The organism is Rhizobium sp. 10N427, assembly GCF_056394605.1.
In genome coordinates this window covers 1-26,223 of record NZ_JBFTID010000017.1, presented here as the reverse complement: position 1 = coordinate 26,223, position 26,223 = coordinate 1, and the positions used below count along the sequence as shown (strand labels likewise).

Below are 26,223 nucleotides of genomic sequence, written 5' to 3'. Positions count from 1 at the left end.
CCGCTGACGGTAAGTTTTCCTTACTGTGCGGCTAAGCCGAAATGGCGTGGACTTCGCCCGATGGCACGGCGCATCCTTGACTGCCGCCACCCGGGATTCCGGACAGGGCAGCCATTCAAGGGAGGCCGATTTGGACAAGCCGGTAGAAGCTCATCTGCGCGAACAGGAGAAGGTGCCGCTCTCCGATCTGCTGATCTCGTTCCTGCGCTTGGGCGCCTCGTCCTTCGGCGGCGGCGTATCGGGCTGGACCCACCGGGAGATCGTCGAGCGGCGCGGCTGGCTCGATGAGGACAATTTCCTGAAGACGCTGACCATCGCCCAGATCCTGCCCGGCGCCAATCCGGTCAATCTCGCCGTCTATATCGGCCTGAAGCTGCGCGGCTGGACGGGGGCGGTACTCGCCTTCACCGGCATGCTGGCGCCCGCCTTCACCGTCATCCTGATCATGAGCTTCTTCTATGAACAGATAAACGGCTACGAGGCGGCCCATACCGTGCTGCGCGGTCTTGCCTGCGTCGGCATCGCCTCGTCGCTGACCATGGGCATCAAGACCGGCAAGCGGTTGCGCCGCCATGCCGTGCCGATCCTCATCGCCGTCGCGGTCTTCGTCACCGTCGGCGTGCTGCGCTGGCCGCTGGTGCCTGTCGTTGCCGTCAGCATTCCCCTGAGCATCGTCGCCGCCTTCTTCGTCAAGGAGAAGAAAAATGGATGACGCCAAGCTCCTCAATCTCGTGCTGCTCTGCATACCCTTGTCGCTCGTCTCCTTCGGCGGTGGCCAGTCGATCATCGCCGGACTGCAGCACCAGACGGTCGACGTGCTCGGCATGCTAACCCCGCGCGCCTTCACCGATTTCTACGCCATCTCCCGCGCCGCCCCTGGACCCGGCACCCTGATTCTCGCCCTGATCGGCTGGCATCTCGACGGCCTCACCGGCGCGCTGGTCGCGACGCTGGCGATCTTCCTGCCCTCCTCGCTGCTCGTCTGCATCTGCGGCAGCATCTGGCACAAGCATCGCGCCTCGCCCTGGATCATCGCCGCCGAACGCGGCCTGGCACCGGTTGCCGCCGGGCTGATCTTCGCCGGCGGCTACACCGTCGCCCAATCGGCGCATCTGAACTGGATCGAAGCAGGCACCGTCGCAACCGCGATCGCCCTGCTGCTCTTCACCAAGATCGGCCCCTACCCGATCCTCGCCACAGCGGCAGCCGGCTACTACCTGCTGAGCCTCGGCGGCTACGCCTGAAACCACCCATCTGAAAAATCGCCCGAACCGGAATTGACCGGCGGGCATTTCACGGTATTATTTTAAATCAGAACATCGTTCCATATAAAGGAACAATCGATCCGGGAGGGTTCGATGCCGGAAAAGCTTCAGCTGCGCACGGCGCTGGGAAAACATGCTCACGTCAAACCGCTCGTCGATGGCCGCGTCTCGTCAACGCGCATCGATTTCGATTTCCGCGACTACGAGCCCCTGCCCAAGGGCTTCCGCGCCATGGTCCGCGGCGACGAGCTCGACGTCTCGGAACTGGCTGTCGTCACCCATCTTCTGGCGCACCATTACCGCAAGCCGCTGACCGGCATCGCCATTCCGCTCTGGAGCCGCCTGCCCCACGCCAACCTCGTCTGTCCCACCGGTTCCAGCATCCGCGAGCCGAAGGATCTCAACGGCACGACGGTCGGCGTGCGCGCCTATGCCCAAACCTCGGGCGTGTGGGTGCGCGGCATCGTCAAGGACGACTACGGCGTCGATCTGAACAGCATCACCTGGCTGACGATGGAAGACGCCCATCTCAGCGAATATACCGACCCCGGGAATACCGTGCGCAACACCAAGCCGACAGGCCTGCGCGACCTGATGCTATCAGGCGAACTCTCGGCCATCATGGGCGAACGCACCGTCGATCCCTCCGGCATCCGCACCGTCGTTCCCGATGGCGACAAGGCGGCCGAAGCCTGGATCGCCCGCACCGGCATCGTGCCGATCAATCACGTCCTGACCGTCCGCAACGATCTGCTCGCCGAACACACATGGCTGGCGGGAGAACTGATGGAATTGTTCGAGGAGGCCAGGCGCGTCTCGATCGCCGAGGATGGCGCGACACCACCGCCGGCCTACGGCCTCGAAGAAAACCGCCGCTCGCTGCAGCTTGCTTTCGACTACTCCGCCGACCAGCGGATCACGCCACGGCGCTACGAGGTCGATGAACTGTTCGTCCGCATCTGAGGACGCCGGATCATCGCCCCTGGCGCAAGGAGGATTGCCCCATGATCATCGACATTCACGGACATTACACCACCGAGCCGCAGGCGCTCCACCAGTTCCGCGACAAGCAGCTTGCCGGTCTCGCCGACGCCATGCGCCGCCCGCAAAGCACCGATCTCGGCATCTCCGATGACATGCTGCGTGAATCCGTCGCCCCGCAGCTGAAGTTCCAGCAGGAACGCGGCAGCGACCTGACGATCTTTTCGCCGCGCGCCGCCGGCATGGCCCATCATGTCGGCACCGAGGCGGTGAGCCAGCAGTGGTCATCGATGTCCAACGACCTGATCCACCGCATCTGCAAGCTGCTTCCCGACAATTTCGCCGCCGTCGGCCAGCTGCCACAGCATCCCGGCGCCCCGCCGAAGAACTGCATTCCCGAGCTGAAGCGCATCGTCGAGGAACTCGATTTCGTCGGCGTCAACCTCAACCCGGATCCATCGGGTGGCTACTGGACCGACCCGCCATTGACCAACAAGCAGTGGTATCCGCTCTACGAGACGCTCTGCGATCTCGACGTGCCCGCCATGATCCACGTCTCCTCGTCCTGCAACGCCTGTTTCCATCACACCGGCGCGCATTACATCAATGGCGACACGACGGCCTTCATGCAGCTGCTGCAGGGCGATCTGTTCAAGGATTTCCCGACACTGAAATTCGTCATCCCGCATGGCGGCGGCGCCGTGCCCTTCCACTGGGGCCGCTATCGCGGTCTGGCGCAGGAAATGAAGAAGCCGTTGCTGACGGAGCATCTGCTGAAGAACGTGTTCTTCGATACCTGCGTCTATCACTATCCGGGGATCGAGCTGATGTCGAAGGTGATCCCGGTCGACAACATCCTCTTCGCCTCCGAGATGCTCGGCGCCGTCAAGGGCATCGATCCGGAAACCGGCCATCACTACGACGATACCAAGCGCTATATCGACCAGCTCGGCGAGCTCGACGAAATGAGCCGCTACAAGATTTTCGAGGGCAACGCCCGCCACGTCTATCCGCGTCTCGACGCGCAGCTGTCGCGCCGCGGCCGTCCGGGCCTGCCGCTATGACGGCGGCAAGCTCAGCAGCAGGAGAGATCGCCGCTTTCGGTGATGATGGCATTCTTCATCCAGTAGGGCGGCAGGTCTTCGATCGTCACGTCGGCAACCGGCTTGAACGCCTTGAAGGCATGCCGGGTCTCCGGCGCCGTCCAGAAGGTGACGATCGTTTCGATCGGCGGACAGCCCGGCAGGCCGCAGGCGACTTCCGCAACCATCACCGCGACGTCGTCGCCGAGGCTGAAACGCTCGCGCGTCCAGTCCTTGATGCGGCGGACGGCATCGATCTTTCCGGCGTTGCGGCTTGCGGTCTTCAGCATGGTTTCCGGCTGGGTTTTGCGGCGCCGAACGGGCGCCTTTCTGAACGCAACATAGGGCGCGCCGGCGCCGGTTGTCAAAATGGTTTGTCGAAACTGCGGACCATCGGCGCGGCATCTGAGCCGCCGGTCGATCGTCCGATCCAAGGGAGTGAAGCATGACTGAGAAGGTTCTCGCCGCGGTCCGCACCGGACCGAGCATCATGGATTTCCGCGAATTTCCGATGCCTGACATCCCCGAGGACGCCGCCCTTCTGAAGATGGAAGTGGCCGGCATCTGCGGCACCGACGTCAAGCTCTTCAAGACGCCGCCGAACAATGCCCCGACGATCATGGGCCATGAGAATATCGGCTATATCGCCAAGGCCGGCCGCGAGTTCACCCGCCGCAAGGGCTTCAAGGAAGGCGACCTCGTCTTCGTCGAGCACTATGTCATGTGCGGCAAGTGCCAGTGGTGCCATCAGGGCCAGTACCGCCATTGCGAAAATACCGACTGGCGCAACAACCCCGAAAGCATCCGCTACGGCTATACCTCGGCCGAGCGCGCCCCGCATCTCTGGGGCGGCTTCGCGCAATATGTCTATCTGCCCTGGAATGCCGTCGTCCACCGCGTGCCCAAGGGCGTCACACCGGAACTTGCCGGTCTCGTCACCCCGATGGCGAATGGCGTGGAATGGTCGCTGTTCGACAGCAATGTCGGCTATAACTCCACCGTCCTCATCCAGGGGCCGGGCCAGCAGGGTCTGTCGCAGACGGTGATCTGCAAGCAGGCCGGCGCCTCGCTGATCATCGTCACCGGTACAACCAAGGACACGGCCCGCTTCGAAGTCGCCAAACAGCTCGGGGCCGACTACGTCATCGACGTTCAGAAGGAAGATCCGCTCGCCCGCATCATGGAAATCACCGGCGGCAAGGGTGTCGATATCTCGCTCGACTGTACCGCGGGTGCAGGGACCATCCCGATCCTGCTCGGCGTCGAGGCATTGGTGCGCAAGGCGGGCACCATCCTCGTCCAGGGCGAGATGAAGGAGTTCCCGAACTTCCCGCTGGAAAAGGTCACGACCAAGGCGATCACCATCAAGAGCGCCCGCGGCCATAGCTACCGGGCCTGCGAGCTGGCGCTGGAGCAGATCGCCTCCAACCGTTTCCCGCTGGAAAAGATCACCACCCACAAGTTCGGCCTGAAGGACGCGGCGCTCGCCATCGAGTCGGTCGGCGGCAAGGGTGTGCCCGATGTCATCCACGCATCACTGATGCCCTGGGAATAAGGAGAGCCTCATGACCATCGGTTTCAGGATCGTCCCGCGCACTCAAAAGGTCGATGCAGCCACCATCGAGAAGTTCCGGACCATCCCGGTCGCCAATGTCAGCGATGTGATGTCGCGCATGACGGCGGGTGGCCCCGGCCTTCGCCCGATGCACGCCTCCGGCCAGATGTCGGGCGCCGCCTTCACGGTGAAGACCCGGCCCGGCGACAATCTGATGATCCACAAGGCGCTGCTGATGGCCGGCCCCGGCGACGTCATCGTCGTCGATGCCGGGGGCGATCTCACCAATGCGCTTGTCGGCGAGATGATGCTTTCGCATGCCATGCAGATCGGCGTGACAGGCGTCGTCATCAACGGCGCGGTGCGCGACTACGGATGGATCAAGGCCGGGACCTTCCCTGTCTTTGCCGCCGGCATCACCCATCGCGGTCCCTACAAGGACGGCCCCGGCGAGATCAACGTGCCGATCGCCTTCGGCGGCATGGTGATCAATCCCGGCGACCTGATGATCGGCGATGACGACGGCCTGCTCTGCGTGCCCTACGGCATCACCGCGGAGATCTACACCCAGGCCAAGGCCAAGAACGAAGCGGAAGCCAGAACCGTGGCCAACACCATGGCCGGCAAGCTCGACCCGAAGCTCTGGGTCGACGAAAGCCTGCGCAAGCTCGGCTGCGAAGGCCTGTAAGACAGAAACGGGGGTGGAATTCATGGCAACCGCAGTCATCGACGGCATCAGCACGCGCTACGAGATCATCGGCAACGGACCACCGCTGCTGATGTTCTCGCCCGGCGGCTTCGACGCGACGGTCGAAAAATGGCGCACGCAGGGCATTTACGTGGTGACCCAGTTTCTGGAGCACCTGCCCTCGCATTTCACCTGCATCGTCTTCGACCGGCGCGAGACCGGCCAGTCGGGTGGCCGCGTCGAGCGCGTCACCTGGCGTGATTATGTGAAGCAGGCCACCGGCCTGCTCGACCATCTCGGCATCGACAAGGCCCATATCATGGGCGGCTGCATGGGCTGCAGCGTGGCGATGGCGATGGCGACGCAGGCGCCCGAGCGTGTCGACAAGATGGTGCTGTTCTGGCCCGTTGGCGGCGCCCGCTACCGCATGACCGGGCATCAGCGCTTCGCCGAACATCTGGCCTTCGTTCAGCAGAACGGCCTTGAAGCCGTCGTTGCGCTGTCGAAGGAAAGCAACAAGGCCTTCGGCGCCGATCCGCGCGGCGGCCCCTGGATCTCGGTGCTGCGTCATGACGCGGAATTCGCCAAGCACTATGCCAAGCTCGATGTCGATGCCTACAAGGCGATCGTCGCAGGCATGCCGCGCGGCCTCATCGACCGCGACACCTCGCCGGGAGCCGAACCTGAAGATCTCGTCCGTCTCGACATCAAGACGCTGATCATCCCCGGCGCCGACTTCTCGCACGCGACATCGGCGGCCCGCTATCTGCAGGAATGCATTCCGGGCTCGGACTACTGGGATATCCCGGTGCCACAGCTGACGGCCGAAAACACCAATGCGCGGGTGATCGATTTCCTGAAGGCTTGATACCTAGGTCCTAGGCCGGCAGCGCTTCCGGGAGGAACTGGCCGCTATGACGGGTCAGGAACTCCTGGAAAGCGGTCATCACAGGGGTCATTGCCCGGTCGGTGCGGCTGACGGCAAACCACTGCCGGCGGATCGGCAGGCCGGCAACATCGAGGATCGCGATCTTGCCCGCCTGCACTTCCTCGGCAACGCTGTGGGCCGCCAGGAAGGCAAGTCCGGTATCGGCCATGACGGCGCGCTTGATATCCTCGACGAGCTCCATCTCGGTATTCGGCCCTGCCGCCCGTCCCGGGATTTCCGCCATGAAGCGCTCGAACCAGATCCGCGTGCTGGAACCCGAGCCGCGGACGATGAAATGCTCGCCGGCGATATCGGCCTTGGAAATCCCATGCTGGCCGACCAGCGGATGGTGCGGGGGCGCGACGACGACGAGCGAATGCTCGCCGAAGATCGCCGCACGCACCGAGATATCGCGTGGCGGACGGCCGACCAGGGCGATATCGATCGTCCGGCTTTTCAGCCGCTCGATCGTCTCCGTCCGCCGGTCGATGATCAGATCGAGATCGATATCGGGAAATTCGGCGGCAAAGGCGTTCTGCATGGCGCTGGCGAAATAGCGCACGGTCGAAACGGCGCCGACGGCGATCCGGCCGCGCTTGACGCCCTTGAAGGCATTGATCTCGTCGCCGAGCAGCTGCAGCCGGTCTTCGATATCGCGGGCGGCAGAGAGAACCGCCCTGCCCGCCTCTGTCGGATACATGCCGTGGGCCATGCGCTCGAAGAGCTGAACGCCCGCCTCCGCCTCCAGCTGTTTCAGCTGCAGCGTGACGGCCGGCGCGGTCAGTCCGAGCACTTTCGCAGCCTCGACGATCTTGCCATGAGTTTCGATGGCAAGAAGCGACCTCAGCTGACGAAAGCTTATATTTTTCATGGAAATGACGATAAAAAAACTTAACGCAGGTGTAAAGAGATTAAAATTTACTTCAGTGCGATCAGGGCATAGCGTCGATCTAATGCGGGTGTGTTGTTTTTCGCGTCGCGGAGGACGGATCTACGGCAAACGACCCCTTGCTTTATCATCACATGTTGGCGACCTTGCCCCATCGAAATACGCCGCCAACGCCGAACCCAGGAGGGAAATGACATGAGACAATCACTGAAGAGCGGGCTTCTTGCCTTGATCGCCGCCGCCATTCCGGCTGCTGCCTATGCCCATCCGGCGATTGGAGAGGCCGCAGGCTTCAGCCACGGATTTGCCCATCCGATGACCGGTCTCGATCACGTCCTCGCAATGGTCATGGTCGGCGTTCTCGCCTTCCAGCTCGGCGGCCGTGCCACATGGCTGCTGCCCGCAACCTTCGTGCTGGTCATGGCCTTCGGCGGCGCGCTCGGCATGGCAGGCGTCAACGTTCCCTTCGTCGAAATCGGCATCGCGCTATCCGTGATCGTGCTCGGCGCCGTTGTCGCCTTGAACATCAAGGCTCCCGTTGCTGCAGCAATGGCCGTCGTCGGCCTCTTCGCCGTCTTCCATGGCCACGCGCACGGCGCCGAAATGCCTGAAAACGCTGCCGGCCTCACCTATGCTGCGGGCTTCATGATGGCGACCGCCATCCTGCACATGGCCGGCCTTGCGCTCGGCTTCGCCATCGGCCGCGGCGGCGAGCGCAGCGGCTTCCTGGCAACGCGCATCGCCGGCGGTCTCGCTACCGTTGCCGGCGTCGGCATCCTGACCGGCCTTATCTGAGCCATCACCTGAAACGAAAAAGGGCTGCGATCCCCGCGGGATCGCAGCCCTTTTTGATGCTGCCGTAGCGTCCTGAAATCAGCGACGCTTGTAGGTGCGCTTGAAGGCCGTCTCGTCGATGCCCAGCGTGTGAAGGGCTGCCGTATTCGGCGCGCGGCGCTCGCGGCGGGCCATCGAGCATTCATGCGCGGCGCCGACAAGGCTCATCGTTTCGAACAGACCGCCGAAAGCGCTGCGGACCCAGTCCGTACGGCCGGTGCTGCGATAAGTGGTAGCGGTCATCTCGATCATCTCCGTCTATTGTGCGCTGCATATAACTTGACAGCACCAATCCGGAAAGACCTGGCAACACAGAGCAGCCATACGGATTCCGCATAGCGGAACCTCGTTCTGCCTAGGGAAAGATCAGATGACGAAATTCTCCATCGTCTCCGGCACGAAGATATCCTCCGGCTGCAGCCGCCGCTTCGACAGGCCCTGCTCATGCGAATAGCGCAGGAACGTATCGAGCGTCCGGCGGTTCTGCTTGAAGCCGTAGCTCCAGTAGTCGTCGCCCATGATCCGGCGGGCCTCTTCCACATGGGCATTCAGCCACGGAAGCATCACCTTCAGCGCCGCCGTCTCCTCGAGATCGCGATAGATGCGCGCCTGCGCCTCGGCAAACGCCTTGTAGAGAGACTGGGCGATCCAGCGATGCCGCTCGTAGATTTCGCGGCGGATGACGATCGTATGCATGATCGGGAAGATTTCGGTCTTGCGGAAATAGTCGCGCTCTACCTCGACGAAATCCTCGAACAGCCGCTTCACATGACAGCCGTCATAGGATGATGGCTTGCGGGCCGTGAACAGCGCGTCGATCTCGCCTTCGCGGATCATCGCCGACAGGGTCTGCTGCGGCCCGATGCGCTTGACGTTGATATAGGACGGCAGGTTGAGCGGCAGCTTTTCCGGCCGGTTCGGCTGCTCTTCGCCACCGGTATAATGGGTGACGTCATCGACCTTCACACCGTATTCGTCCGAGAGAATGCCCCGGATCCAGACCGGCGCGGTCATCTGATATTCAGGACTGCCGACCCGCTTGCCGATCAGATCGGTGGGATTGCGGATGCCGGCTGTCGAATTCACATAGATCGACGAATGCCGGAAGTAGCGCGACGGAAAGACCGGAATGGCGACAAAAGGCTGCTCTTCGGTGAAATGCGAGAGCACATAGGAGGACAGCGACATCTCGGCGATGTCGAACTCCTTGTGGCGGAGCATGCGGAAGAAGGTCTCTTCGACAGGCATGTTCAGATAGACGAGATCGATACCGTCAGGCACGACCGTGCGGTCCATCAGCGCGCGCGTGCGGTCATAATTCCAGCAGCCGAAGGACAAACGAAGCGACGATGTCAGATTACTCACTCCCCAACAGCCGGACGTGAATCAAAACCTGACATCCTCCTGTCAAGCTGCTGATCATCAAAGACAATCGGCGATCCGCTCACCCACCGGATTTCTCAGTTCCGGTGAACGCCCTTCCACATTCGAGAGAGATCATCGGGCCCGGTCAGGCAAATGTCCAAGATAAATCATATTGTCCAGCTCATACGAAAATCGCTGTTCAATCCTCCATCACGCGATCGATCGGATGGGCGTAGGGACCGATCGCCGCGGCAAGACGCTCGACCATATTGTAGATGAAGCCATGGAACAGCCGCTCGTCCGCAAGCCCCTTGTGGGAGGCATGGGCAAGGAACAGCGTCAGCTTCACATCCGGCCGTTCGATGCGCCGGGCGATCAGTTCGCCGGAGCGGATTTCCTCCGAGACGATGCCGTAGGGCATGATGCTCTGCGCGACGCCATGCGAGATCAGCGCCTTGATCGCCTCCATCGACTGCACCTGATAGGTGATCTTGACATCGACGGAGAGGCGCGACGCCGTCTCGTGGACGCGACGCCATATGATGTCGCGGTTGGAGACCAGCGCCAGATCGCCGGCAACCGCATGGCGGAAGGAGACATCCTGCTCCGCATCCTTGCCATCGGGTGCGGAGATCAAAAGCAGGTCTTCCTCCATCAGCGCGATGCGCCTCAGGCCGGGGCTGTCCTCGATATCATAGGCCAGCACGTAGTCGAGTTCGCCGCGCTCCAGCGCATCAGTCAGCACGAAGCTCAGTTCTTCGACGACATGAAGCGCGATACCCGGAAGCTGCTCGTTGGCGGCAACCAGAAGATCGGTGCCGATCAGTTTCAGGATCGACGGCGTGGCGCCGAGACGCACCCGCACCTTCTCGCCACCGAGCGAAATCAGGTCACGCCGCGTTTCCTCGATCCGCTGCAGGATTTCGCGCGCCCGATCGTAGAGCAGCATGCCGGCCGGTGTGGCGCTGACGCCGCGCGAATGGCGGTCGAGAAGCTGGATTTGCAGCGAATCCTCGAGATTGCGGATCTGGATGCCGAGCGCCGTCTGGGCAAGGTTCAGCTGTTCGGCGGCGCGCGTGATGTTGCCGACTTCGACGACCTTGACGAAATATGCGAGCTGACGGAGCTTCATCTTAGTAGAACTGGTCGAAATGGACCTGGCCCTGCGGGACGCCGAGGTCGATGAGCATTTTCTGGATCGCCTGGCCCATCATCGGCGGACCGGCGAAATAGATCTCGCATTCGGGCAGGCGCTCGGCAAAGAGCTTGGCGGCGACCTCGTGGACGAAGCCGCGATAGCCATCCCAGCCGTCATCCTCGACAGGCATGCCTGAAACAACCGGATGATAGTGCAGCGTGCTGCCGAAGCCCGGCAGCTCTTCCAACATCTCGCGGCCGCAGATATCGCGCGCCTCGCGGCCGCCATAGATGAAGTCGATCCGCCGCCCGGCAAGTTCGGCCGAGACCGCCGCCGCCCGCGTCACCGAGATCATCGGCGAAAGGCCGGAACCGCCGGCGAGACAGATGATATCGCGCGGCGAATCCTCGCGCAGGTAAGCCATGCCATAGGGACCGTCGATGCCGATCCGCTCGCCGACCTTTAGCCGATTGAAGAGCATCGAGGTGGCAGCCCCATTCGGTACCTTGCGAACCTGGAAATGCCATTCATCCGGCTGATCGCCCCGGTTCGCCATCGAATAGGCGCGGCTCCCCTCGACGCCATCGAGCGTCAGCAGCGCATACTGGCCGGAAAGGAAGGCCGTCGGCGTATCGAGGCGGAAGCGGAATTCCCGGATATCGTGGGTGATGTCGGTGATGCCGGTTAGTACGCCTTCCTGCTTCACCGGCAGATGGGCACTCTCATATTGCGGCATGAGGCGAAGCTTGACGACGCAGTCGGTCAGCGGCCGTGCCTGGCAGCCGAGACGGCGGCCGCGCTGGCGGTCACGGTCGCTCAGACCCGGCGCGTCGGCGCGGAGCTCCTCGATCTCCCCTTCGAGCAGATCGAAACGGCAATTGCCGCAGGAGCCGACATTGCATTCATAGGGAAAGCCGAGACCGGCGCGAATGGCGGATCGCATGATCGTGTCACCGTCGGCGCAGGACCATTTGGTATCGGTCCCGCTCAATGTCATCACGGTCATGCGTTCCTCCTCATCATCTATGTCTGTAACCCGCTCCATGACCGAGACGGGACGAGATCGTTGCCACCGTCTCCAACAGCGGTGGCGCAAATTTTTCGATGGCCTCCAGCGACAGCCGCAGAGACGGCCCCGCTACGCCGACGGCGCCGACGACGGCACCGGTAGAATCCCGGACGGGGGCGGCAATCGCCCGGATACCGGGCTCGCTTTCCTCATCCTCGATGGCAAAGCCGCGCTGGCGGACTTCGGCCAGGATCTCGCGCACCCGCGCGGGATCGGTGATCGTGTGCGACGTGCGCTTGGCGAGCGGACCCGAAAGCACCCGCTCGATCGTCTCCTCCGGCGCGAAGGCGAAGATCGCCCGTCCGACAGCGGTGCAATGGGCCGGCTTGCGGGCACCGAGATCGGACTTGATGCCGACAGCCTGCGGGCTCTCCAAGTCGTAGACATGCATCACTTCGGTATCGGTGGGGATGCCGAGTATGATCGTCTCGCCTGTATGCTTTCTGAGGTCGAAGAGGTAAGGACGCGCCTCGTTCGACAGGTTCATGCGGCGGCGCACCAGCGTGCCAAGCCCGAAGAGACCGATACCCAGCCGGTAGCGCTCGGTTTCCGGGTTCTGCTCCAGCAGCCCTTCGGCGACCAGGGTCACGGCCAGACGATGGACCGTGCTCTTCGCGACCTTCAGTTTCTGCGCCAGTGCGCTGACCCCGATCTCAACCTCATCCTCCGAAAATGCTTTCAAAAGACGAATGGCCGTGGTGACCGATGACAGGCGGTTGCGGGTCGCAGGGGCGGCCTTTTTGGTGCGTGCCGTTTCCTTCACAGATGCATTCATGGCGTGCGTTTTCCGTCTTTTTGCAAGGAGTAAGGGATCGTCCATAACACAGCTCCTGCAAATACTCACGCCACGCCATCAACCATTCTCAGACCCTCAAGGCGCTCAGCATCTCGGCCACATATTCGTCGCCATTCGAGATGACGAGCATGGCCGCAAACGGGCGCATCGCCGTCAGCGTCCGGGCCAGATCGAGCGCTGGAACCTCCTTCGAACTGACGACCAGACCCGTCGTCATCTTGCTGCGCACGAAGCAGGCATTGCCGATAATCTCGGCCGCCTCCGCCGAAGCACCCGCCGTCGTCAGCATGACGATGACATCGGCATCGGCGATTTCTTCAGCCAGCGTCGTGCGCCGCCCGGAGATTTCCTCCAGCACCGCATCGACAGGCAGCATGTTCAGCGTATCCGTCGCGAACTTCGCCTCGACATAGCGCAGGAAGTGGGCATCGCCGCCCTGATAGCCCGCCGCCAGCCGGTCCAGCGCCGAATGGCTGGTCCGGTCGAGGGCGATGATCCGCGACTTGCGCGGCTTCGAATTCGGATAGTTGATCCGGAAACGGGCCTCTTCCGCCGTCGTTGTGCGGGCGCTTTCGCTCAGTCCGAGTTGCATGGCATCTCTCCCTTGAAGGACGTTGCTGTCAGACGCTGGTCTGCGCCTTGCCCGCGATCACCGTCAGCGCTTCGTCGGCGATATCCGTGTAGGCCTTGTCGGCAGGCAGCACGATTGCCGCCGAGCGGACACGATGGTGGGCCGGATCGACGCCGGGGGGCGTGATGCCCTTGTCCTTCAGCGCGCGCGCCGCCCGCATCAACCGGTGACGCGCCATGATGATGCCGTTGTCCGTCGAGACCAGGTTCTCCTTGGAACGGTCGACGATCGGACCCATGCTTTCCTGCAGCGATGCGTCCTGCATGGCGATGCCTTCGACGCCGGAATAGGTCGTGCCCTTGCGCTGCGCCTCGCGGTCCATCAGGTAGTCGTTGTCCTTGTTGGCGGCCGGACGATAGGTGCCGGGAACATAGGCGACATGGATGCCCTTGCCATCCTTCATCGCCTGGCGTTCCCCCGCCGTCAGCGCCCGGACCGGATGGTAGTCGAAGCTCCAGGCCCAGCAGTTTTCATCGTCGATCGGGATCCAGAAATGGCCGTGCACCGGATGGTCGCCACGCGGCGGCACCATGGTGAAGGACGGCATGACCCAGGGGGTGATGCGCCAGTAATAATGGCCCTCTTCGGCATTGCGGCGCGCGCCGATATAGAGGCCGCCGTCCATGTCGGTCACTTCGAAGAATGGGCGGGCATCCGACATGTTGTACTTATTGCCACGCGCACCCTTGAACAGCGGGTCGGAATTCAGGCTGCCGCTGTGAAGCCAGGAGACGTGGCTGGAATCAATGCCGCCTTCCATCGCCTGCAGCCAGTTGCATTCCTGCCAGCGCTTGGAGGTGAAGGTCTGCTCCGCCGGTACCAGCGCGAATTCCCATTCCGGATGCGGCGGCTCCTTGTCGGCAGGGCCCATATAGGTCCAGAGGATGTCGCCGATCTCGATCAGCGGATAGGACTTCAGCTTGATCTTGCCGCAGTAGCCGCTTTCCTTCGGCTCCGAGGGAACCTCGATGCACTGCCCGGTATTGTCGTATTTCCAGCCATGATATGGGCAGCGCAGGCCGCCCTGCTCGTTGCGGCCGAACCACAGCGAGACGCCGCGATGGGCGCAGAACTCGTCGATCAGGCCATAGCGCCCCTCGCTGTCGCGGAAGGCAAGCAGGCGTTCGCCAAGCAGCTTGATACGGACAGGCGCACAGTCATTGTCCGGCAGCTCTTCGGCCAGCAGCGCCGGGATCCAATAACAGCGGAACATATCCCCCATCGGCGTGCCGGTATCGGTCTGCGTCAACAGGTCGTTCTGTTCTTTCCTGAGCATGACTACTCCTCCTCGAGTGCCCGCACGGCGAGCCGCAGCGCCGCGCCAAATCCTGTTTCCTCCGGCCGATCGATTTGCGGTTGACCTTCACGCCGGATCGGGTATTTTTATCGCGTGTTCCGTTATGCAGAACATCGTTTCGTTTTAAACGCTACATGCTGATTGCACGCTCGTCAAGCGCTGCGCAAGACAAGGGAGGAGATGCGAATGTCGGAAGTGGGTTCCCGGATCAGACTGTGTTCGACCGATGACGTGGATTGGGATAGCGCCATCCGCGTCGAGCAAGGCGATCTGACGCTGGCCGTCTACAACGTCAACGGCACGTTCTACGTGACCGACGACCTCTGTACGCACGGCCCCGGCTCGCTGGCCGAAGGCTATCTCGACGGCTACCACATCGAATGCGACTTCCATAACGGCCAGTTCGACATTCGCACCGGCGAGGTTGTCGCCCCGCCCTGCATGGTCCCGATCAAGACCTACAAGGTCGTCGTCGAAAACAGCGACGTCATGATCGAAGTCTGATCGGCGCGGCTTGAAGATCATAAAAAGTCGTATAATGTGGGATTAATTAAAACGGGAGGAACCGGTCATGAAATCTCACAAGCACGCGGACGAGCAGCATTCCGATCTGTCGGAAAATACGCTACGCCACGACGTCTCGATGGCGACGCGCCTGCTGAACAGCCTGAAGATCCTGGAGTATAGCGGCCATGTGAGCGCCCGCCTGCCCGGCGGCAACACGTTCCTGATCCAGCCGCAGGACAAGAGCCGCGCCGACGTCGCGCCGTCGGATCTGTTCGTCTGCGATCTCGATGGCAAGGTCATCTCGGGCCCTGAAGGCTCCAAGCCGCCGTCCGAAACTTTCCTTCATTGTGAGATTTATCGATCACGCGCGGATGTGAACTCGGTCGCCCACTTTCACCACGACGTCACCAATGTCTTCACGCTGGTCGAGGACGTGCCGCTGCTGCCGGTCAAGAATCACGCAATCCGCTGGCGCAACGGCATTCCGGTACATTCCGACCCTGCCCATGTCGATACGCCCGAGCGCGGCCGCGGCATCGTCAAGACGCTCGGCGATTGTCACGCCATGCAGATCCGCGCCCATGGCCAGATCGTCACCGCCGAGACCGTCCGCGGCGTCTTCATCGACGCCGTCCATCTGGTCGAGAATGCCGAAGCCGCCTACCGCGCCGCGACACTCGGCAAGGTCAAGCCGCTGACCGAGGAGGAGATGGAATCCTTTGCCCATTCCTTCCGCCGCGGCCACCACGTCCGCAAGCTCTGGAAATACTACGCAGGCGGCGCAATCCGCGACGGCCTGTTCCCCGAAGGCTGGAATACGGCGGCCTAGCATCAGGGGGGTCAGCGGACCGGAGCTCTTGGGTCGTGCTCCGGTCCGCACTGCCGTTGCCTGCCGCCCAATCATCGCTTTATACTGAAGCACTGAGGGATGATGCCGGGGCGGGATTCGATTTGCTGAAAGACTGGTTTTCCATTGGCGCAGCGCGCCCTTCAAAGAGCGCTTTTGCGGAGATGCCAGCTTGAGCAGCCCGGAGAAACTGATCGGCCTGCTGGACCTCTTCGATGCCGGCGATGATGCGGTGGCGCTGCGCTTCGAGGAGCTTTGCGACACGCTCGGCTACACCCGCTCGACGCTCTACCGCTATCTGAAAATCCTGACGGATGCCGGTCTGCTGACCTCGCTTCCCGGCGTCGGCTACATGCTCGGCCCGCGCATCGTCGAGCTCGACTACAAGATCCGCACGGGCGACGTGCTGATCCGCGCCGCCCGTCCGATGATGGAAGAGCTCGCCGCCCGCTTCAAGGCGGTGGCCCTGCTCTGCCGCCGCTACAAGTTCGAGGTTCTTTGCGTCCATCAAGAAGTCGGCACCGAGGCCGTTCACAGCAATTACGACCGCGGCCGCCGCCGCTCGCTGCTGCATGGCGCCGCCTCGATCGCCATCCTCGATCACCTTCCCGATCACCAGCTCAGGAAATATTACGGCCTCGCCCAGGACGAGTTCCTGAAGGCCGGTTTCGGCGCCACGCTGCCGGAGGTGAAGGCGAAGTTCCGCCAGCATCGCGAACGCGGCTGGGTCAGCACCAGCGGCGACGTCACGCCCGGTGTCACAGGCGTTGCCGCCCCCGTCTTCGACGGCCGCTCCGAGATCATCGGCAGCCTCAGCCTGACGCTGCGCGACACGCAGATGCAGGCGAAGACGCTTGAGGATATCGCCGAACAGGTGGTGTTCTGCGCCGGTGTCGTCTCGAAGACACTGGCGCGCACCTGATCCTTCTCAATGCCCGGTGACCATAGCCGCCAGCGCCTCGGCATCTTCAGGGACCGCCTTGCCGCGCCAGACGACATGCATGTCGGGGCGCACCAGCACCAGATCATAGCCATAGATGTCGCGGGCACGCTGAGAGGCGATGTCGAGCGTCTGATAGGGCACGCCCCTCGCCTTGAAGGCGCCCTCGATCCCTGACGTATCGATCTGCGTTCCACCGAGCCGCAGCATGGTGTAGCCCGCGCCGATACGGTCCTGCACCGGATCGTTATCGCCGAGCCAGAGATGCGGCAGACGCGCGCCCGGCCAGGTCGTCGGGTGATATTCGCGGAACAGATGCTCCGGGCCGCCGGGCTCGTCGGTGATCACGGGCGAGCCGACATAGCGGTAGCCTAGCTCGGCGCCGATCATCTCGTTGGTCTTGCGCTGTTCGGTATCGGCAACGCTGGCGAGATTGTCGCGCGTCGCCTGCCCTGCCGGCGTGTTGTCGCGAATATCGGGTCTATATTGAGACCGCCACTTGCGGCGGCCGAGCGAGGCGTAGCGCGAGGCGCCGACATTGCGGTCGCCGACCTGGCGCCTTTCGATTTCGTAGGAGCGCAGCAGATTCGGCCCACCCCAGCCCTCAAGCGTTGCCGCCAGCTTCCAGCCGAGATCGACGGCATCGCCGACGCCCGTGTTCATGCCGAGACCGCCGGTCGGAATGACCAGATGCGCGGCATCGCCGGCCAGGAAGACACGGCCTGAACCGTAATTGTCGGCGAGCAGCAGGTTCTGCTTCCACTGCCCGACATAGAGCATCTGGTAATCGACGGGCGCAGCGACCGCCTTTTCGAACTGGGCGGCCATGTCCTCGTCCTTCTCGACGACGGCATGAAGCGTCCAGTGCTTGGTTGAATCCTGCATGATGAGAAACGTCGCCTGACCATCGGCAACATGATAGTGCCGCCCGCGGCCGGGACCGTCGCCGAGCGGAATGCGGTTATAGAGCTCTTCGGAATAATAGAGCGCCTGGCGCAAATGCAGGAGATTGCCCTCGCCGCGCAGCTTGATACCCAGCTGCTTGCGCACCGGGCTCGCCCCGCCATCGCAGCCGACGACATATTTGGCGCGATAGGTGACATCGCCGTTCTCAGTCGTGGTCCGCGCCGTGACGCCGCCCTCGTCTTGCTCCAGCGACAGGAATTCCGTGCCGTAGCGCACGTTCACCGTCGGCAGCGCATCGGCCACCGATTTCAGCAGCGGCTCCAACGTATATTGCGAAATCAGCTGGTAGGCTTCGAGCGGCTGGCTGGCATCCTCCGACTTGCGGATTTCCGCCAGCGCCTCGTTGACGGAGGGATATGGCAGCCGCAGCAGCGGCGGCTCGTTCATGGCGAGAACGACATAGACATCCATCGGCACCGACGCATCGAGGCCGGCCTTGCGGATCTTCTCGGAAAGGCCCATGCGGCGGAAGATTTCCATGGTGCGCGCGTTGCAGCGCTCCATCTTCGGCAGGAATTCCGGCGCCTCCTTCTTCTCGATCAGCGTGCAGCGCACGCCCTTCTGCCCGAGGTCGATAGCCAGCGTCAGCCCGACCGGGCCCGCACCGACAATGAGAACATCCGTCTGTTCCATGCGCTCCATCCCTTCGCCGCCCTCCAACCCGGCAGCATTCGCCTTCATTTACGTCGAGTTCCAAACGAGCGTCAATTGATTTCTTAAAAAATCCCATAATGCAGGAAAAATTGAAAAATGACTGGACAGGCGATTGCTGTTCTGCGCATGCTTGCCTTAAATGATGGCGCGGCGACTTTGCCGGGCGGCTCTGGGAGGAGTTCAGTGACGAAGAAGGTGGAGCTGACGCTCGCTTGCGGTGACTACGAGATCATCCGCGCGCTGAAGGAAGGAGTGGTGAAACCCGACGGGATCGAGCTGACGATCCTGACCGAGATGGATTCCACCACCCGCCACTGGCGCTTCCTGCGCAACGGCGAATTCGATATCGCCGAGGTCTCGCTGTCGTCCTATATGGCCGCCAAGACGCGCGGCCTGCCTTTCGACGCGATCCCGGTCTTCCTGCACCGCCGCTTCCGCCACGGCTTCATCTTCACCAATACTGCCGCAGGCATCCGCGAACCGAAGGATCTGATCGGCCGCAAGGTCGGCGTGAAGAGCTATCAGGTGACGGCATCGCTCTGGCTGCGCGGCCTGCTGGAAAGCGAATATGGCGTGCCGCACCAGTCGATCGAGTGGTATTCCGAGCTCGACGAAGACGTCGATTTCAAGCTTCCCTCAGGCCTGAAGTTGCACAAGATCGGCGAGGACAAGTCGATCGAGCAGATGCTGGTCGATGGCGAGATCGACGCCCTGCTGCATCCTGACCTGATCGCCCCGATCAAGAAGCGCGACCCGCGCGTCGGGCGCCTGTTCCCTGACTACAAGTCCGAGGAGATCACCTATTACGAGCGCACCGGCATCTTCCCGATCATGCATGTGATGGGCATCCGCCCCGAGATCGTTGCGCGTCATCCCTGGGTGCCGATCAATCTCTATATCGCCTTCGAGGAAGCCAAGCAGATCGCCATGAAGCGCATGGAAAACCCACGCATCGTGCCGCTCGCCTGGTATCGCGAGGCCTGGGAGGAACAGCAGGCGATCATGGGCGACGATCCCTGGGCCTACGGCCTTGAAGGGCAGAACGCCAGGACGCTGGAAACCGTGATCGGCTACGCCCACCAGCAGGGGCTGATCGATCGCAAGGTCGCCCCCTCGGAGCTTTTCCTCGACATCTCGCAGGGCCGCAAACGCGGCGACAAGCACCGTGTGTAGCGCCTGCGACAGCGGGGCCGCATTCGAACCGGCCTGGTCCGGCAGCGGAATCCGCTGCGACAATTCCTCGGAGAACAAGACGATGCATGAAGACCTGAAGCAGCGGATGATCGAGGCCGGCCGCATTCTGGAAGCCGCCGGCCAGGGCGACTGGACCCGCGGCCACGTCTCGATCCGCGTTCCCGATCAGCCCGATCGCTTCTACATGAAGCCGTCCAAGTTCGGCCTCGAAGAGATCACCCTCGACAACATCATCACCGTCGATCTCGACGGCGAGAAGGTCGATGGCGAATTCGGCCGTCACAACGAGGTCTATATCCATTCCGAGGTGCTGCGCGCCCGGCCGGATCTCAACGCCATCGTCCATACCCACGCGCCCTATGCCACCGCCTTCTCGGCGCTCGCCAAGCCGCTGCAGCCGGTCGGCCACCCGGGCTCGATCTTCGCCGAGGGCCTGCCTGTTTTCTCCGAGACCACGGAGTTGATCACCACCGCCGAGCGCGGCAAGGCGGTCGCCGCCTGCCTCGGCGAGCATGGCGCCATGCTCTTGCAGAACCACGGCATCGTGACCGCCGCCCCCACCATCGAGCAGGCGATCTATCTGGCGCTATCGCTGGAAAACGCCTGCATGATGCAGCTGTGGGTCGAGGCTGCCGGCGGCGCCAAGGCGCTCGGCAAGCCCGAGGATATCAAGGCCAAGCGCAAGCACATGTTCCGCGACGAGATGTTCAAGGCGACCTTCGCCTATCTCGTCCGCCGCCTGAAGCGCGGCTGAGGCGGCCAGACATAGACGACTGAGGAGGAGTCCCATGTATTATATCGACGCGTTCAACCATTTTTTCCCGAAGGCGCTCTGGGAGCGCATCCAGAAGCTCGAAGGCGCCGGCAAGGATATAGGCCGCCGCATGCAGGGCGTACCCTGCATCTACGATCTCGAAACCCGCTTCCGCGTCATGGACGAGTTCCCTGACTACCGGCAGATCATCTCGCTCGGCATGCCGCCGCTGGAAGCCATGGGCGGTCCGGAACTCGCCACCGAATTTGCCCGCATCGCCAATGACGGCCAGGCCGAACTCGTCGAGAAATATCCGGAGCGCTTCGCCGGCTTCGTCGCCGCCCTGCCGATGAATGCGCCCGACGCTGCCGTTCGCGAAGCCGAACGCGCATTCACCGACCTCGGCGCCAACGGCTTGCAGATCCACACCAACGTCAACGGCGCGCCGCTTGACGAGGAGCGCTTCTTCCCGATCTTCGAAGTCGCCGCCAAGCACAACAAGCCGGTGCTGCTGCACCCCTCGCGCAATGCCTCGATGACCGACTACGCCACCGAGGACAAGTCGAAATACGAGATCTGGTGGACCTTCGGCTGGCCCTATGAAACCAGCGCCGCCATGGCCCGCCTTGTTTTCTCCGGCTTCATGGACCGCCTGCCGGATCTCAAGGTTCTCGCTCACCATATGGGCGCCATGGTCCCCTATTTCGAGGGACGCGTTGGCCCTGGCTGGGACCAGCTCGGCAAGCGCACCACCGATGAGGACCTGACGCTGGTGCTGAAGCGACTGAAGAAGCGCCCGCTCGATTATTTCAAGGATTTCTACGCCGACACCGCCGTCTTCGGCTCGAAGGCAGCCACCATCTGCGGCCTGGAATTCTACGGCAGCGACCGCATCCTCTTCGCCTCGGATTCGCCCTTCGATCCGGAAAAGGGTCCGGGCTATATCCGCGACACGCTGAAGATCCTGAATTCGCTCGATCTTCCCAAGGAAGACATGGAAAAGATCTGCTTCCGCAACGCCGAGGCCCTGTTCGGGCTGAAGGGCAGATAAACCGCGAGAAGTTGAACTGGTGCGCGGCCGCAATGCGTCCTATAACGGCCGCGCATCATTGACCGGACATATCCTTGCCCCGCCTTACGCCGATCATTCTCGCCATCGCCCTGTTCATGGAGCGCATGGATTCGACGATCATCGCGACGAGCCTGCCGGCAATCGCCGCCGATATCGGCACCTCGCCGATCGCCCTGAAGCTGGCCGTCACCAGCTATCTCGTCGCCCTTGCCGTCTTCATCCCGATCAGCGGCTGGATGGCCGATCGCTTCGGCGCGCTGAACATCTTCCGCATCGCCATCGGCGTCTTCATGATCGGCTCGATCGGCTGCGCCTTCTCGGGTTCGATCGGCGCCTTCGTCTTCTGGCGGCTGGTGCAGGGCGCCGGCGGCTCGATGATGACGCCCGTCAGCCGCCTGCTTCTGGTGCGCGGCACGCCGAAGCATCAGCTGGTCGATGCGCTGGCGTGGCTCACAATCCCCGCCCTTGTCGGTCCGATCCTCGGCCCACCGGTCGGCGGCTTCTTCACCACCTATCTCAGCTGGCACTGGATCTTCTGGATCAACGTGCCGATCGGCATTGCCGGCATCATCCTCGTCACCAAGTTGCTGCCGCCGGTCGAAGCGCGGGAACCGAAGCCGCTGGATTTCACCGGCTTCTTCCTCTCCGGCATCGGCTTCAGCGCCTTCGTCTTCGGTATTTCCGTCATCAGCCTGCCGGCGCTGCCGATGTACTATGGCTACACGACGATCGCGGTCGGCATCCTCATGGGCATTGCCTATCTCTGGCATGCCAGGCGCACCGAGCACCCGCTGCTCGACCCGCGCATGTTCCGCTATCCGATCTTCCGCGCCTCGATCATCGGCGCCTCGAATTTCCGCATGGGGCTTGGCGCCCTTCCCTTCCTGATGCCGCTGATGCTGCAGCTCGGCTTCGGGCTGACGCCCTTCCAATCGGGCATGGTGACCTTCATCACCGCGGTGGGATCGCTGAGCTCGAAATTCGGCGCCGCCCGCACCTTCGCGCTCTTCGGCTTCCGCCGCATCCTGATCGTCACCACCTTCATCTCCGCCATTCTGCTCGGCATCAACGCGCTCTTCCATCCGGGCACGCCGATGTGGCTAATCATGGGCTGCCTGCTGATCGGCGGCATCCTGCGCTCGATGGCCTTCTCCGGCATCAGCGCCATGTCCTTCGGCGATGTCGACGAGGCCGATACCGGCCAGGCAACGGCCATCAACGCGGTGGCTCAGCGCGTCTCGATGGCCATGGGCGTGGCGGTAGCGGGCGCTTCGCTGGATATATCAAGCAGCCTGCATGGCGGCGGCCTGCTGCTGTCGGATTTCCACATCGCCTTCGTGGTCGTCGGCCTTGTGTCAGCCTCCAGCGTCATCACCTTCTGGCGCCTGCCGCCACAGGCCGGCGACGACCTCGTCCGCCGCCGTCCGCGTCACGCCGATTGAGCTCAGGCTAAAAGACGGTGGCCGCCGCATCCGAATGGCACGGCGGCCATGAACATCAGGCGATAATGCCCTGCAGGTTGTCGATGATCGCATTCCAGCCGCCGCGGTGGCCGTCGCGGGCCTCTTCGCTGCGGAATTTCACCTGCTTCAGGGTGATTTCGGTGGTATTGGCATCGACCTCGGCGAGATCGATCGTCACCACGCTGTCGTCGAGCGAGTAAGGCGACTCCCAGGTGAAGGCGAGGCGCGCGTGCGGATCGATCTCCAGATAGGTTCCGGCATGCGGGATTTCGCGCTCGGCGGTCTTCATCACAATCGAGAAGCGGCCGCCTTTCACCGGGTCGTTCGACACCTTCGATATATCGCTGCCGCCGGTCGGCGTGCGCATGAACCGTGCCAGCATTTCCGGCGAGAGCCAGGCGTTAAAGACCGTCTGGCGGGGTGCAGCGATCCTGCGGTTGATTGTCAGTTCCAGTTCACTCATGTCCGTCATCCTTCGAAACGAGAATAGTCTCCAGCGCCGAAAGGCGCAGTTCCCAGATGGACTTCAGTTGCGCGAACCAGCCCTCAGTCAGCTTTAGCGGTTCGAGCTCCGCGGCCATGAAATGCTCACGGCCGACAGTCCTGCGGGTCACAAGTCCCGCCTCCTCCAAGACCTTGATATGCTTGGAGACGGCATTCAGGGACATGTCGAAATGAGCGGCAAGCGAAGTCACTCTCAGCGCCCCTTCCTGAACAAGAAGCGTAAGGATCTGCCGCCGCGTGGTATCACCCGCGGCCTTCAGAATACGTGACAGAGCGTCGTCGTCCATTTATTCACCCGTATGGTTGAATATACAAAACTCGAATCAATAGTCAACCATATGGATGAATGTTTTCGCGCGAGGCAAGTGTGTCAGTTCCAGAACCACGACTTTCGCACCTCGGCGCGGGCGGCCTCGCGGGTCATGCCGATATCGCTAAGCTCACTGGCCGAAAGCTCAAGCAGGTTTCTGCGCGTCCGGCGCTTTTCCAGCCAATGCTTCAACGCCGCGATCAACCCGCCGGACGCCAGCCTCCATCTCCTCGCGTCTGCCCAACGCCCGCCGCTCTCTTCAGTCTCGATCGTCATGCCAGTCTCCTGCCGTTTGAAGGCTTGAGGATGGACTGGCGGGAGCAGTGAAAGAAGCTTATCGTTGTTATACAATGCATAAGGACTTCTTTGATGATCAATCTCGATCAGCTGGCCGCCTTCGTCAGCGTCGCCGAACTCGGCAGCTTCACGGCGGCCGCTGACCGCGCCGGGGTCACGCAGCCGGCCGTCAGCCTGCAGATCAAGCTGCTGGAACAGCGATTGGGCGTGCGGCTGATCGAACGTGTGGGACGCCGCGCCCAGCCTTCGGCCGCCGGCGTCGAGTTCCTCGCCCATGCGCGAAAAATCATAGAGCAATGCGATACGGCGCTCGATGCCATGGCGCCCTATAAGGAAGGGGCTGCGGGGCGTGTGAGGATCGGCAGCGGCGGAACCGCCTCGATCCATCTGCTGCCTCGCGCCATCGCCGCCGCCAAGAAGCGCATGCCGGGCCTCGAGATCACCGTGAAGATCGGCAATACCGACGAAATCCTTCGCGATCTGGAATCCAACGCGCTCGACCTCGCCGTCGTCACCCTGCCCGCCGCGGCGCGATCACTGGAGGTCGAGATCTTCTACGAGGATGAGCTTCTGGCCGTCGCCCCGCGCGGCAGCGACATGCCAGAAGGCGGCCCCGATGCTGCTTTCCTGCAGCAGAAGGTGATGATGCTCTATGACGGCGGTAATACCCGCCAGGCGACGGACAAATGGTTTGCCGATGCAGGCATCCGTGCCCAGCCGGTCATGGAATTCGGCAGCGTCGAGGCAATAAAGGAACTGGTGGCGGCCGGTCTCGGCTGGTCGGTGCTGCCGTCGCTGGCGCTGCGCCGCGACCGCGCCGGCTATCTCGCAACGTCGCCGGTGAAACCGCGTCTGGTCCGCCAGCTCGGCATCGTCATGCGCCGCGACAAGCACCTGACCCACGGCCTGCGCGAAATCGTCAAATGCCTGCGCGACTTCAAGGACTGATGGCGGCTATTTCTCGGCTTTGGAGAGAACGAACGGTACGACGGCCGTCAGGATGGCGGCGACCGGTGCGTTGCGCAGCATGCGGCCGAACACATAGGTTCCGGCCATCGCGCCCGCGAGCTTCAGCCAAGGATAGTCACCGAGCTGGTCATGGGCGCTTCTGTCGGCCCATTCCAGATTGTTGAGCACCACGGCCGCACTCTGTTCCTTGATCACCGAAAGGCGCGCCCGCAGCGCTTCGAGCTCTGCCTGCAGCCGGTGAAGATCAGCCTCAAGGGCCGCGTCTTCTTCCGGATTGTCCCGGACGAAATCATCGGCCATCGCCTCCGCTTCCATCTCGGCCAGATGCGCCTGAAGGTCCGCTTCGGTTGCTTCTGCTCCGGGCCGTGATCTATCTGGCATCTGTCTCTCCTGCGTTTCCGGTCTCAAGGCATTGCTGCTGAAAACCGAAACTCCCGGACAGGCGAAAAGTTTCGCGAAGATCGGGCGCTCACCGCTTTTCAGCGAAATCCGGCTGCTTTTCTACCCCGCTTGGCACCTGCGGAGGCGCGCGACCTACATCCGGCAGTGGATTCTAATCCTAATTGGCAGGTTGATATGGTGGGGTGCGGCTGACGTTATAGGCTCATGAGGTTTGTGTTGATTTATATCGTAGCGTGCGTAACGGTGAGCCTGGCAACGGGGTTCGTCATCTATCCATTTTTCGCGCCGCCGCTCGACCCGGTAACCAGACTGTCCGCAACCGGCACAGTCAACCTCGCTCCAAAGACGACAGCAAAGACATTCCGCGTCCGCCAAAGCTGCGTGGCGCCGACCGAATGCGCCGCCTACGCATCCTCCGAAAGCCTTGCCGATCTGCTGGCAGCACGCTTCCCGTCGGCCGATATGCATGCCGTTCCTCCACAGCCGCCGCTCGAGCTCGACGGCAGAACCGGGCGTCATGAGGAGAAGGCGCTGTGACGCCTCATTCGGCCGCATCGCGCAAAATCAACCATCCATTAACCATAATTAGGCATCGTCGATATAAACACGGAGAGGGCCGTTGAAGCATCAGACGATAATCGCGCGGGTTGCAGCATGCATGCTGATGTCTTCCGCACTGGCCGGCTGTGTGAGCGGTCCGGATCATGTCCCCCCGGAGATGCCGCTTCCCGCGAAGTTCGGTGAAGGCGGGGTCAAGAGCAATGGTGATGTTGCGACCGCCCAGTGGTGGACGGCCTATCGCGATCAGCGGCTGAATTCGCTGGTG

At 62.5% G+C, this 26,223-nt stretch carries 31 protein-coding genes and 1 pseudogene; 18 read left to right on the top strand and 14 right to left on the bottom strand.

The genetic code is table 11. The features are described 5' to 3' along the window. Positions 1–130 precede the first annotated feature (130 nt). From AC1DIJ_RS26130 to AC1DIJ_RS26115, 4 genes are all read left to right on the top strand, one after another. Positions 131–712 (top strand): chromate transporter, encoded by a 582-nt coding sequence (locus AC1DIJ_RS26130; protein WP_162706076.1) that lies wholly within the window; start codon positions 131–133, stop codon positions 710–712. Next, entirely contained in the window at positions 705–1,244 is a 540-nt protein-coding gene (locus AC1DIJ_RS26125; protein ID WP_112390209.1) for a chromate transporter, read from the top strand. The genes AC1DIJ_RS26130 and AC1DIJ_RS26125 overlap by 8 nt, the downstream gene beginning before the upstream one ends. 114 nt (positions 1,245–1,358) lie before the next feature. Then, on the top strand, positions 1,359–2,228 hold the full coding sequence (locus AC1DIJ_RS26120; RefSeq protein WP_112390208.1) for a phosphate ABC transporter substrate-binding protein: 870 nt from the start codon (positions 1,359–1,361) through the stop codon (positions 2,226–2,228). A gap of 41 nt (positions 2,229–2,269) precedes the next feature. After that, the gene (locus tag AC1DIJ_RS26115; protein WP_112390207.1) at positions 2,270–3,310 is read left to right on the top strand and encodes an amidohydrolase family protein; all 1,041 of its coding nucleotides are present in this window, start codon (positions 2,270–2,272) and stop codon (positions 3,308–3,310) included. A gap of 11 nt (positions 3,311–3,321) precedes the next feature. Here AC1DIJ_RS26115 and AC1DIJ_RS26110 read toward each other — a convergent pair whose 3' ends face one another. Next, positions 3,322–3,618 (bottom strand): hypothetical protein, encoded by a 297-nt coding sequence (locus AC1DIJ_RS26110; protein WP_112390308.1) that lies wholly within the window; start codon positions 3,616–3,618, stop codon positions 3,322–3,324. Positions 3,619–3,773: 155 nt separating this feature from the next. Here AC1DIJ_RS26110 and AC1DIJ_RS26105 point away from each other — a divergent pair, with 155 nt between their 5' ends. From AC1DIJ_RS26105 to AC1DIJ_RS26095, 3 genes are read left to right on the top strand one after another with little or no spacing between them, the layout of a single operon-like run. Beyond that, positions 3,774–4,883, top strand: a complete 1,110-nt coding sequence (locus tag AC1DIJ_RS26105) for a zinc-dependent alcohol dehydrogenase (RefSeq protein WP_477831672.1) — start codon at positions 3,774–3,776, stop codon at positions 4,881–4,883. Positions 4,884–4,893: 10 nt separating this feature from the next. Then, positions 4,894–5,571, top strand: a complete 678-nt coding sequence (locus tag AC1DIJ_RS26100) for an RraA family protein (RefSeq protein WP_112390205.1) — start codon at positions 4,894–4,896, stop codon at positions 5,569–5,571. Positions 5,572–5,593: 22 nt separating this feature from the next. Further along, positions 5,594–6,439: an alpha/beta fold hydrolase gene (locus AC1DIJ_RS26095; protein WP_112390204.1), complete on the top strand. Its 846-nt coding sequence runs from the start codon at positions 5,594–5,596 to the stop codon at positions 6,437–6,439. A 10-nt stretch (positions 6,440–6,449) separates the two neighbouring features. On the opposite strand, the gene AC1DIJ_RS26090 is transcribed toward AC1DIJ_RS26095, so the two are convergent. Beyond that, positions 6,450–7,370, bottom strand: coding sequence for a LysR family transcriptional regulator (locus AC1DIJ_RS26090; RefSeq protein WP_112390203.1), 921 nt, complete (start codon positions 7,368–7,370; stop codon positions 6,450–6,452). 213 nt (positions 7,371–7,583) lie between these two features. Here AC1DIJ_RS26090 and AC1DIJ_RS26085 point away from each other — a divergent pair, with 213 nt between their 5' ends. Further along, the gene (locus AC1DIJ_RS26085) at positions 7,584–8,183 is read left to right on the top strand and encodes a HupE/UreJ family protein (protein ID WP_112390202.1); all 600 of its coding nucleotides are present in this window, start codon (positions 7,584–7,586) and stop codon (positions 8,181–8,183) included. A 78-nt stretch (positions 8,184–8,261) separates the two neighbouring features. Here AC1DIJ_RS26085 and AC1DIJ_RS26080 read toward each other — a convergent pair whose 3' ends face one another. The 7 genes from AC1DIJ_RS26080 to AC1DIJ_RS26050 all read right to left on the bottom strand — a co-directional run bounded on the left by AC1DIJ_RS26080 (position 8,262) and on the right by AC1DIJ_RS26050 (position 14,497). Beyond that, complete coding sequence (locus AC1DIJ_RS26080) at positions 8,262–8,465, bottom strand: hypothetical protein (protein ID WP_162706075.1); 204 nt, start codon at positions 8,463–8,465, stop codon at positions 8,262–8,264. A 123-nt stretch (positions 8,466–8,588) separates the two neighbouring features. Continuing rightward, on the bottom strand, positions 8,589–9,587 hold the full coding sequence (locus tag AC1DIJ_RS26075; protein WP_477831671.1) for a substrate-binding domain-containing protein: 999 nt from the start codon (positions 9,585–9,587) through the stop codon (positions 8,589–8,591). Between the two features lie 199 nt (positions 9,588–9,786). Next, on the bottom strand, positions 9,787–10,719 hold the full coding sequence (locus tag AC1DIJ_RS26070; RefSeq protein WP_112390200.1) for a LysR substrate-binding domain-containing protein: 933 nt from the start codon (positions 10,717–10,719) through the stop codon (positions 9,787–9,789). A 1-nt stretch (position 10,720) separates the two neighbouring features. Continuing rightward, a complete protein-coding gene (locus tag AC1DIJ_RS26065) occupies positions 10,721–11,731 on the bottom strand; it encodes an FAD-binding oxidoreductase (protein ID WP_112390199.1) in 1,011 nt (336 codons plus the stop codon). Between the two features lie 13 nt (positions 11,732–11,744). Continuing rightward, entirely contained in the window at positions 11,745–12,569 is an 825-nt protein-coding gene (locus tag AC1DIJ_RS26060; protein ID WP_442207789.1) for an IclR family transcriptional regulator, read from the bottom strand. Positions 12,570–12,657: 88 nt separating this feature from the next. Continuing rightward, complete coding sequence (locus AC1DIJ_RS26055; protein WP_112390198.1) at positions 12,658–13,182, bottom strand: hypothetical protein; 525 nt, start codon at positions 13,180–13,182, stop codon at positions 12,658–12,660. 28 nt (positions 13,183–13,210) lie between these two features. Continuing rightward, on the bottom strand, positions 13,211–14,497 hold the full coding sequence (locus AC1DIJ_RS26050; RefSeq protein ID WP_112390197.1) for an aromatic ring-hydroxylating dioxygenase subunit alpha: 1,287 nt from the start codon (positions 14,495–14,497) through the stop codon (positions 13,211–13,213). A 207-nt stretch (positions 14,498–14,704) separates the two neighbouring features. Between AC1DIJ_RS26050 and AC1DIJ_RS26045 the strand changes: the two genes are divergently transcribed. The 3 genes from AC1DIJ_RS26045 to AC1DIJ_RS26035 all read left to right on the top strand — a co-directional run bounded on the left by AC1DIJ_RS26045 (position 14,705) and on the right by AC1DIJ_RS26035 (position 16,794). Continuing rightward, positions 14,705–15,022 carry a non-heme iron oxygenase ferredoxin subunit gene (locus AC1DIJ_RS26045; protein WP_112390196.1) on the top strand — a complete coding sequence of 106 codons (318 nt, stop codon included), beginning with the start codon at positions 14,705–14,707 and terminating at the stop codon, positions 15,020–15,022. 67 nt (positions 15,023–15,089) lie between these two features. Next, on the top strand, positions 15,090–15,854 hold the full coding sequence (locus tag AC1DIJ_RS26040; RefSeq protein ID WP_112390195.1) for a class II aldolase/adducin family protein: 765 nt from the start codon (positions 15,090–15,092) through the stop codon (positions 15,852–15,854). A 190-nt stretch (positions 15,855–16,044) separates the two neighbouring features. Beyond that, on the top strand, positions 16,045–16,794 hold the full coding sequence (locus tag AC1DIJ_RS26035; protein WP_112390194.1) for an IclR family transcriptional regulator: 750 nt from the start codon (positions 16,045–16,047) through the stop codon (positions 16,792–16,794). Between the two features lie 6 nt (positions 16,795–16,800). Here AC1DIJ_RS26035 and AC1DIJ_RS26030 read toward each other — a convergent pair whose 3' ends face one another. Continuing rightward, a complete protein-coding gene (locus AC1DIJ_RS26030) occupies positions 16,801–18,459 on the bottom strand; it encodes an FAD-dependent monooxygenase (protein ID WP_477831670.1) in 1,659 nt (552 codons plus the stop codon). A 156-nt stretch (positions 18,460–18,615) separates the two neighbouring features. Between AC1DIJ_RS26030 and AC1DIJ_RS26025 the strand changes: the two genes are divergently transcribed. From AC1DIJ_RS26025 to AC1DIJ_RS26010, 4 genes are all read left to right on the top strand, one after another. Further along, on the top strand, positions 18,616–19,605 hold the full coding sequence (locus tag AC1DIJ_RS26025; RefSeq protein WP_162706074.1) for an ABC transporter substrate-binding protein: 990 nt from the start codon (positions 18,616–18,618) through the stop codon (positions 19,603–19,605). Between the two features lie 82 nt (positions 19,606–19,687). Next, positions 19,688–20,380, top strand: a complete 693-nt coding sequence (locus tag AC1DIJ_RS26020; protein ID WP_148194283.1) for a class II aldolase/adducin family protein — start codon at positions 19,688–19,690, stop codon at positions 20,378–20,380. 34 nt (positions 20,381–20,414) lie between these two features. Continuing rightward, positions 20,415–21,431 carry an amidohydrolase family protein gene (locus AC1DIJ_RS26015; RefSeq protein ID WP_112390191.1) on the top strand — a complete coding sequence of 339 codons (1,017 nt, stop codon included), beginning with the start codon at positions 20,415–20,417 and terminating at the stop codon, positions 21,429–21,431. 92 nt (positions 21,432–21,523) lie between these two features. Then, complete coding sequence (locus AC1DIJ_RS26010) at positions 21,524–22,894, top strand: MFS transporter (protein WP_112390304.1); 1,371 nt, start codon at positions 21,524–21,526, stop codon at positions 22,892–22,894. A 55-nt stretch (positions 22,895–22,949) separates the two neighbouring features. On the opposite strand, the gene AC1DIJ_RS26005 is transcribed toward AC1DIJ_RS26010, so the two are convergent. The 3 genes from AC1DIJ_RS26005 to AC1DIJ_RS25995 all read right to left on the bottom strand — a co-directional run bounded on the left by AC1DIJ_RS26005 (position 22,950) and on the right by AC1DIJ_RS25995 (position 24,005). Further along, positions 22,950–23,378 carry an SRPBCC family protein gene (locus AC1DIJ_RS26005; RefSeq protein ID WP_112390190.1) on the bottom strand — a complete coding sequence of 143 codons (429 nt, stop codon included), beginning with the start codon at positions 23,376–23,378 and terminating at the stop codon, positions 22,950–22,952. Then, positions 23,371–23,706 (bottom strand): metalloregulator ArsR/SmtB family transcription factor, encoded by a 336-nt coding sequence (locus AC1DIJ_RS26000; protein WP_112390189.1) that lies wholly within the window; start codon positions 23,704–23,706, stop codon positions 23,371–23,373. Before AC1DIJ_RS26000 ends, AC1DIJ_RS26005 begins: the two co-directional genes overlap by 8 nt. An 83-nt stretch (positions 23,707–23,789) precedes the next feature. Further along, positions 23,790–24,005 carry a YjiS-like domain-containing protein gene (locus AC1DIJ_RS25995; protein ID WP_112390188.1) on the bottom strand — a complete coding sequence of 72 codons (216 nt, stop codon included), beginning with the start codon at positions 24,003–24,005 and terminating at the stop codon, positions 23,790–23,792. A 93-nt stretch (positions 24,006–24,098) separates the two neighbouring features. Between AC1DIJ_RS25995 and AC1DIJ_RS25990 the strand changes: the two genes are divergently transcribed. Continuing rightward, positions 24,099–24,974, top strand: coding sequence for a LysR family transcriptional regulator (locus AC1DIJ_RS25990; RefSeq protein WP_477831669.1), 876 nt, complete (start codon positions 24,099–24,101; stop codon positions 24,972–24,974). A gap of 6 nt (positions 24,975–24,980) precedes the next feature. Here AC1DIJ_RS25990 and AC1DIJ_RS25985 read toward each other — a convergent pair whose 3' ends face one another. Beyond that, positions 24,981–25,376: a hypothetical protein gene (locus AC1DIJ_RS25985; protein ID WP_112390186.1), complete on the bottom strand. Its 396-nt coding sequence runs from the start codon at positions 25,374–25,376 to the stop codon at positions 24,981–24,983. Between the two features lie 237 nt (positions 25,377–25,613). Between AC1DIJ_RS25985 and AC1DIJ_RS25980 the strand changes: the two genes are divergently transcribed. Then, on the top strand, positions 25,614–25,934 hold the full coding sequence (locus tag AC1DIJ_RS25980; protein WP_148194284.1) for a hypothetical protein: 321 nt from the start codon (positions 25,614–25,616) through the stop codon (positions 25,932–25,934). Between the two features lie 121 nt (positions 25,935–26,055). Next, positions 26,056–26,223: pseudogene (locus tag AC1DIJ_RS25975) on the top strand (efflux transporter outer membrane subunit); the annotation flags it as partial.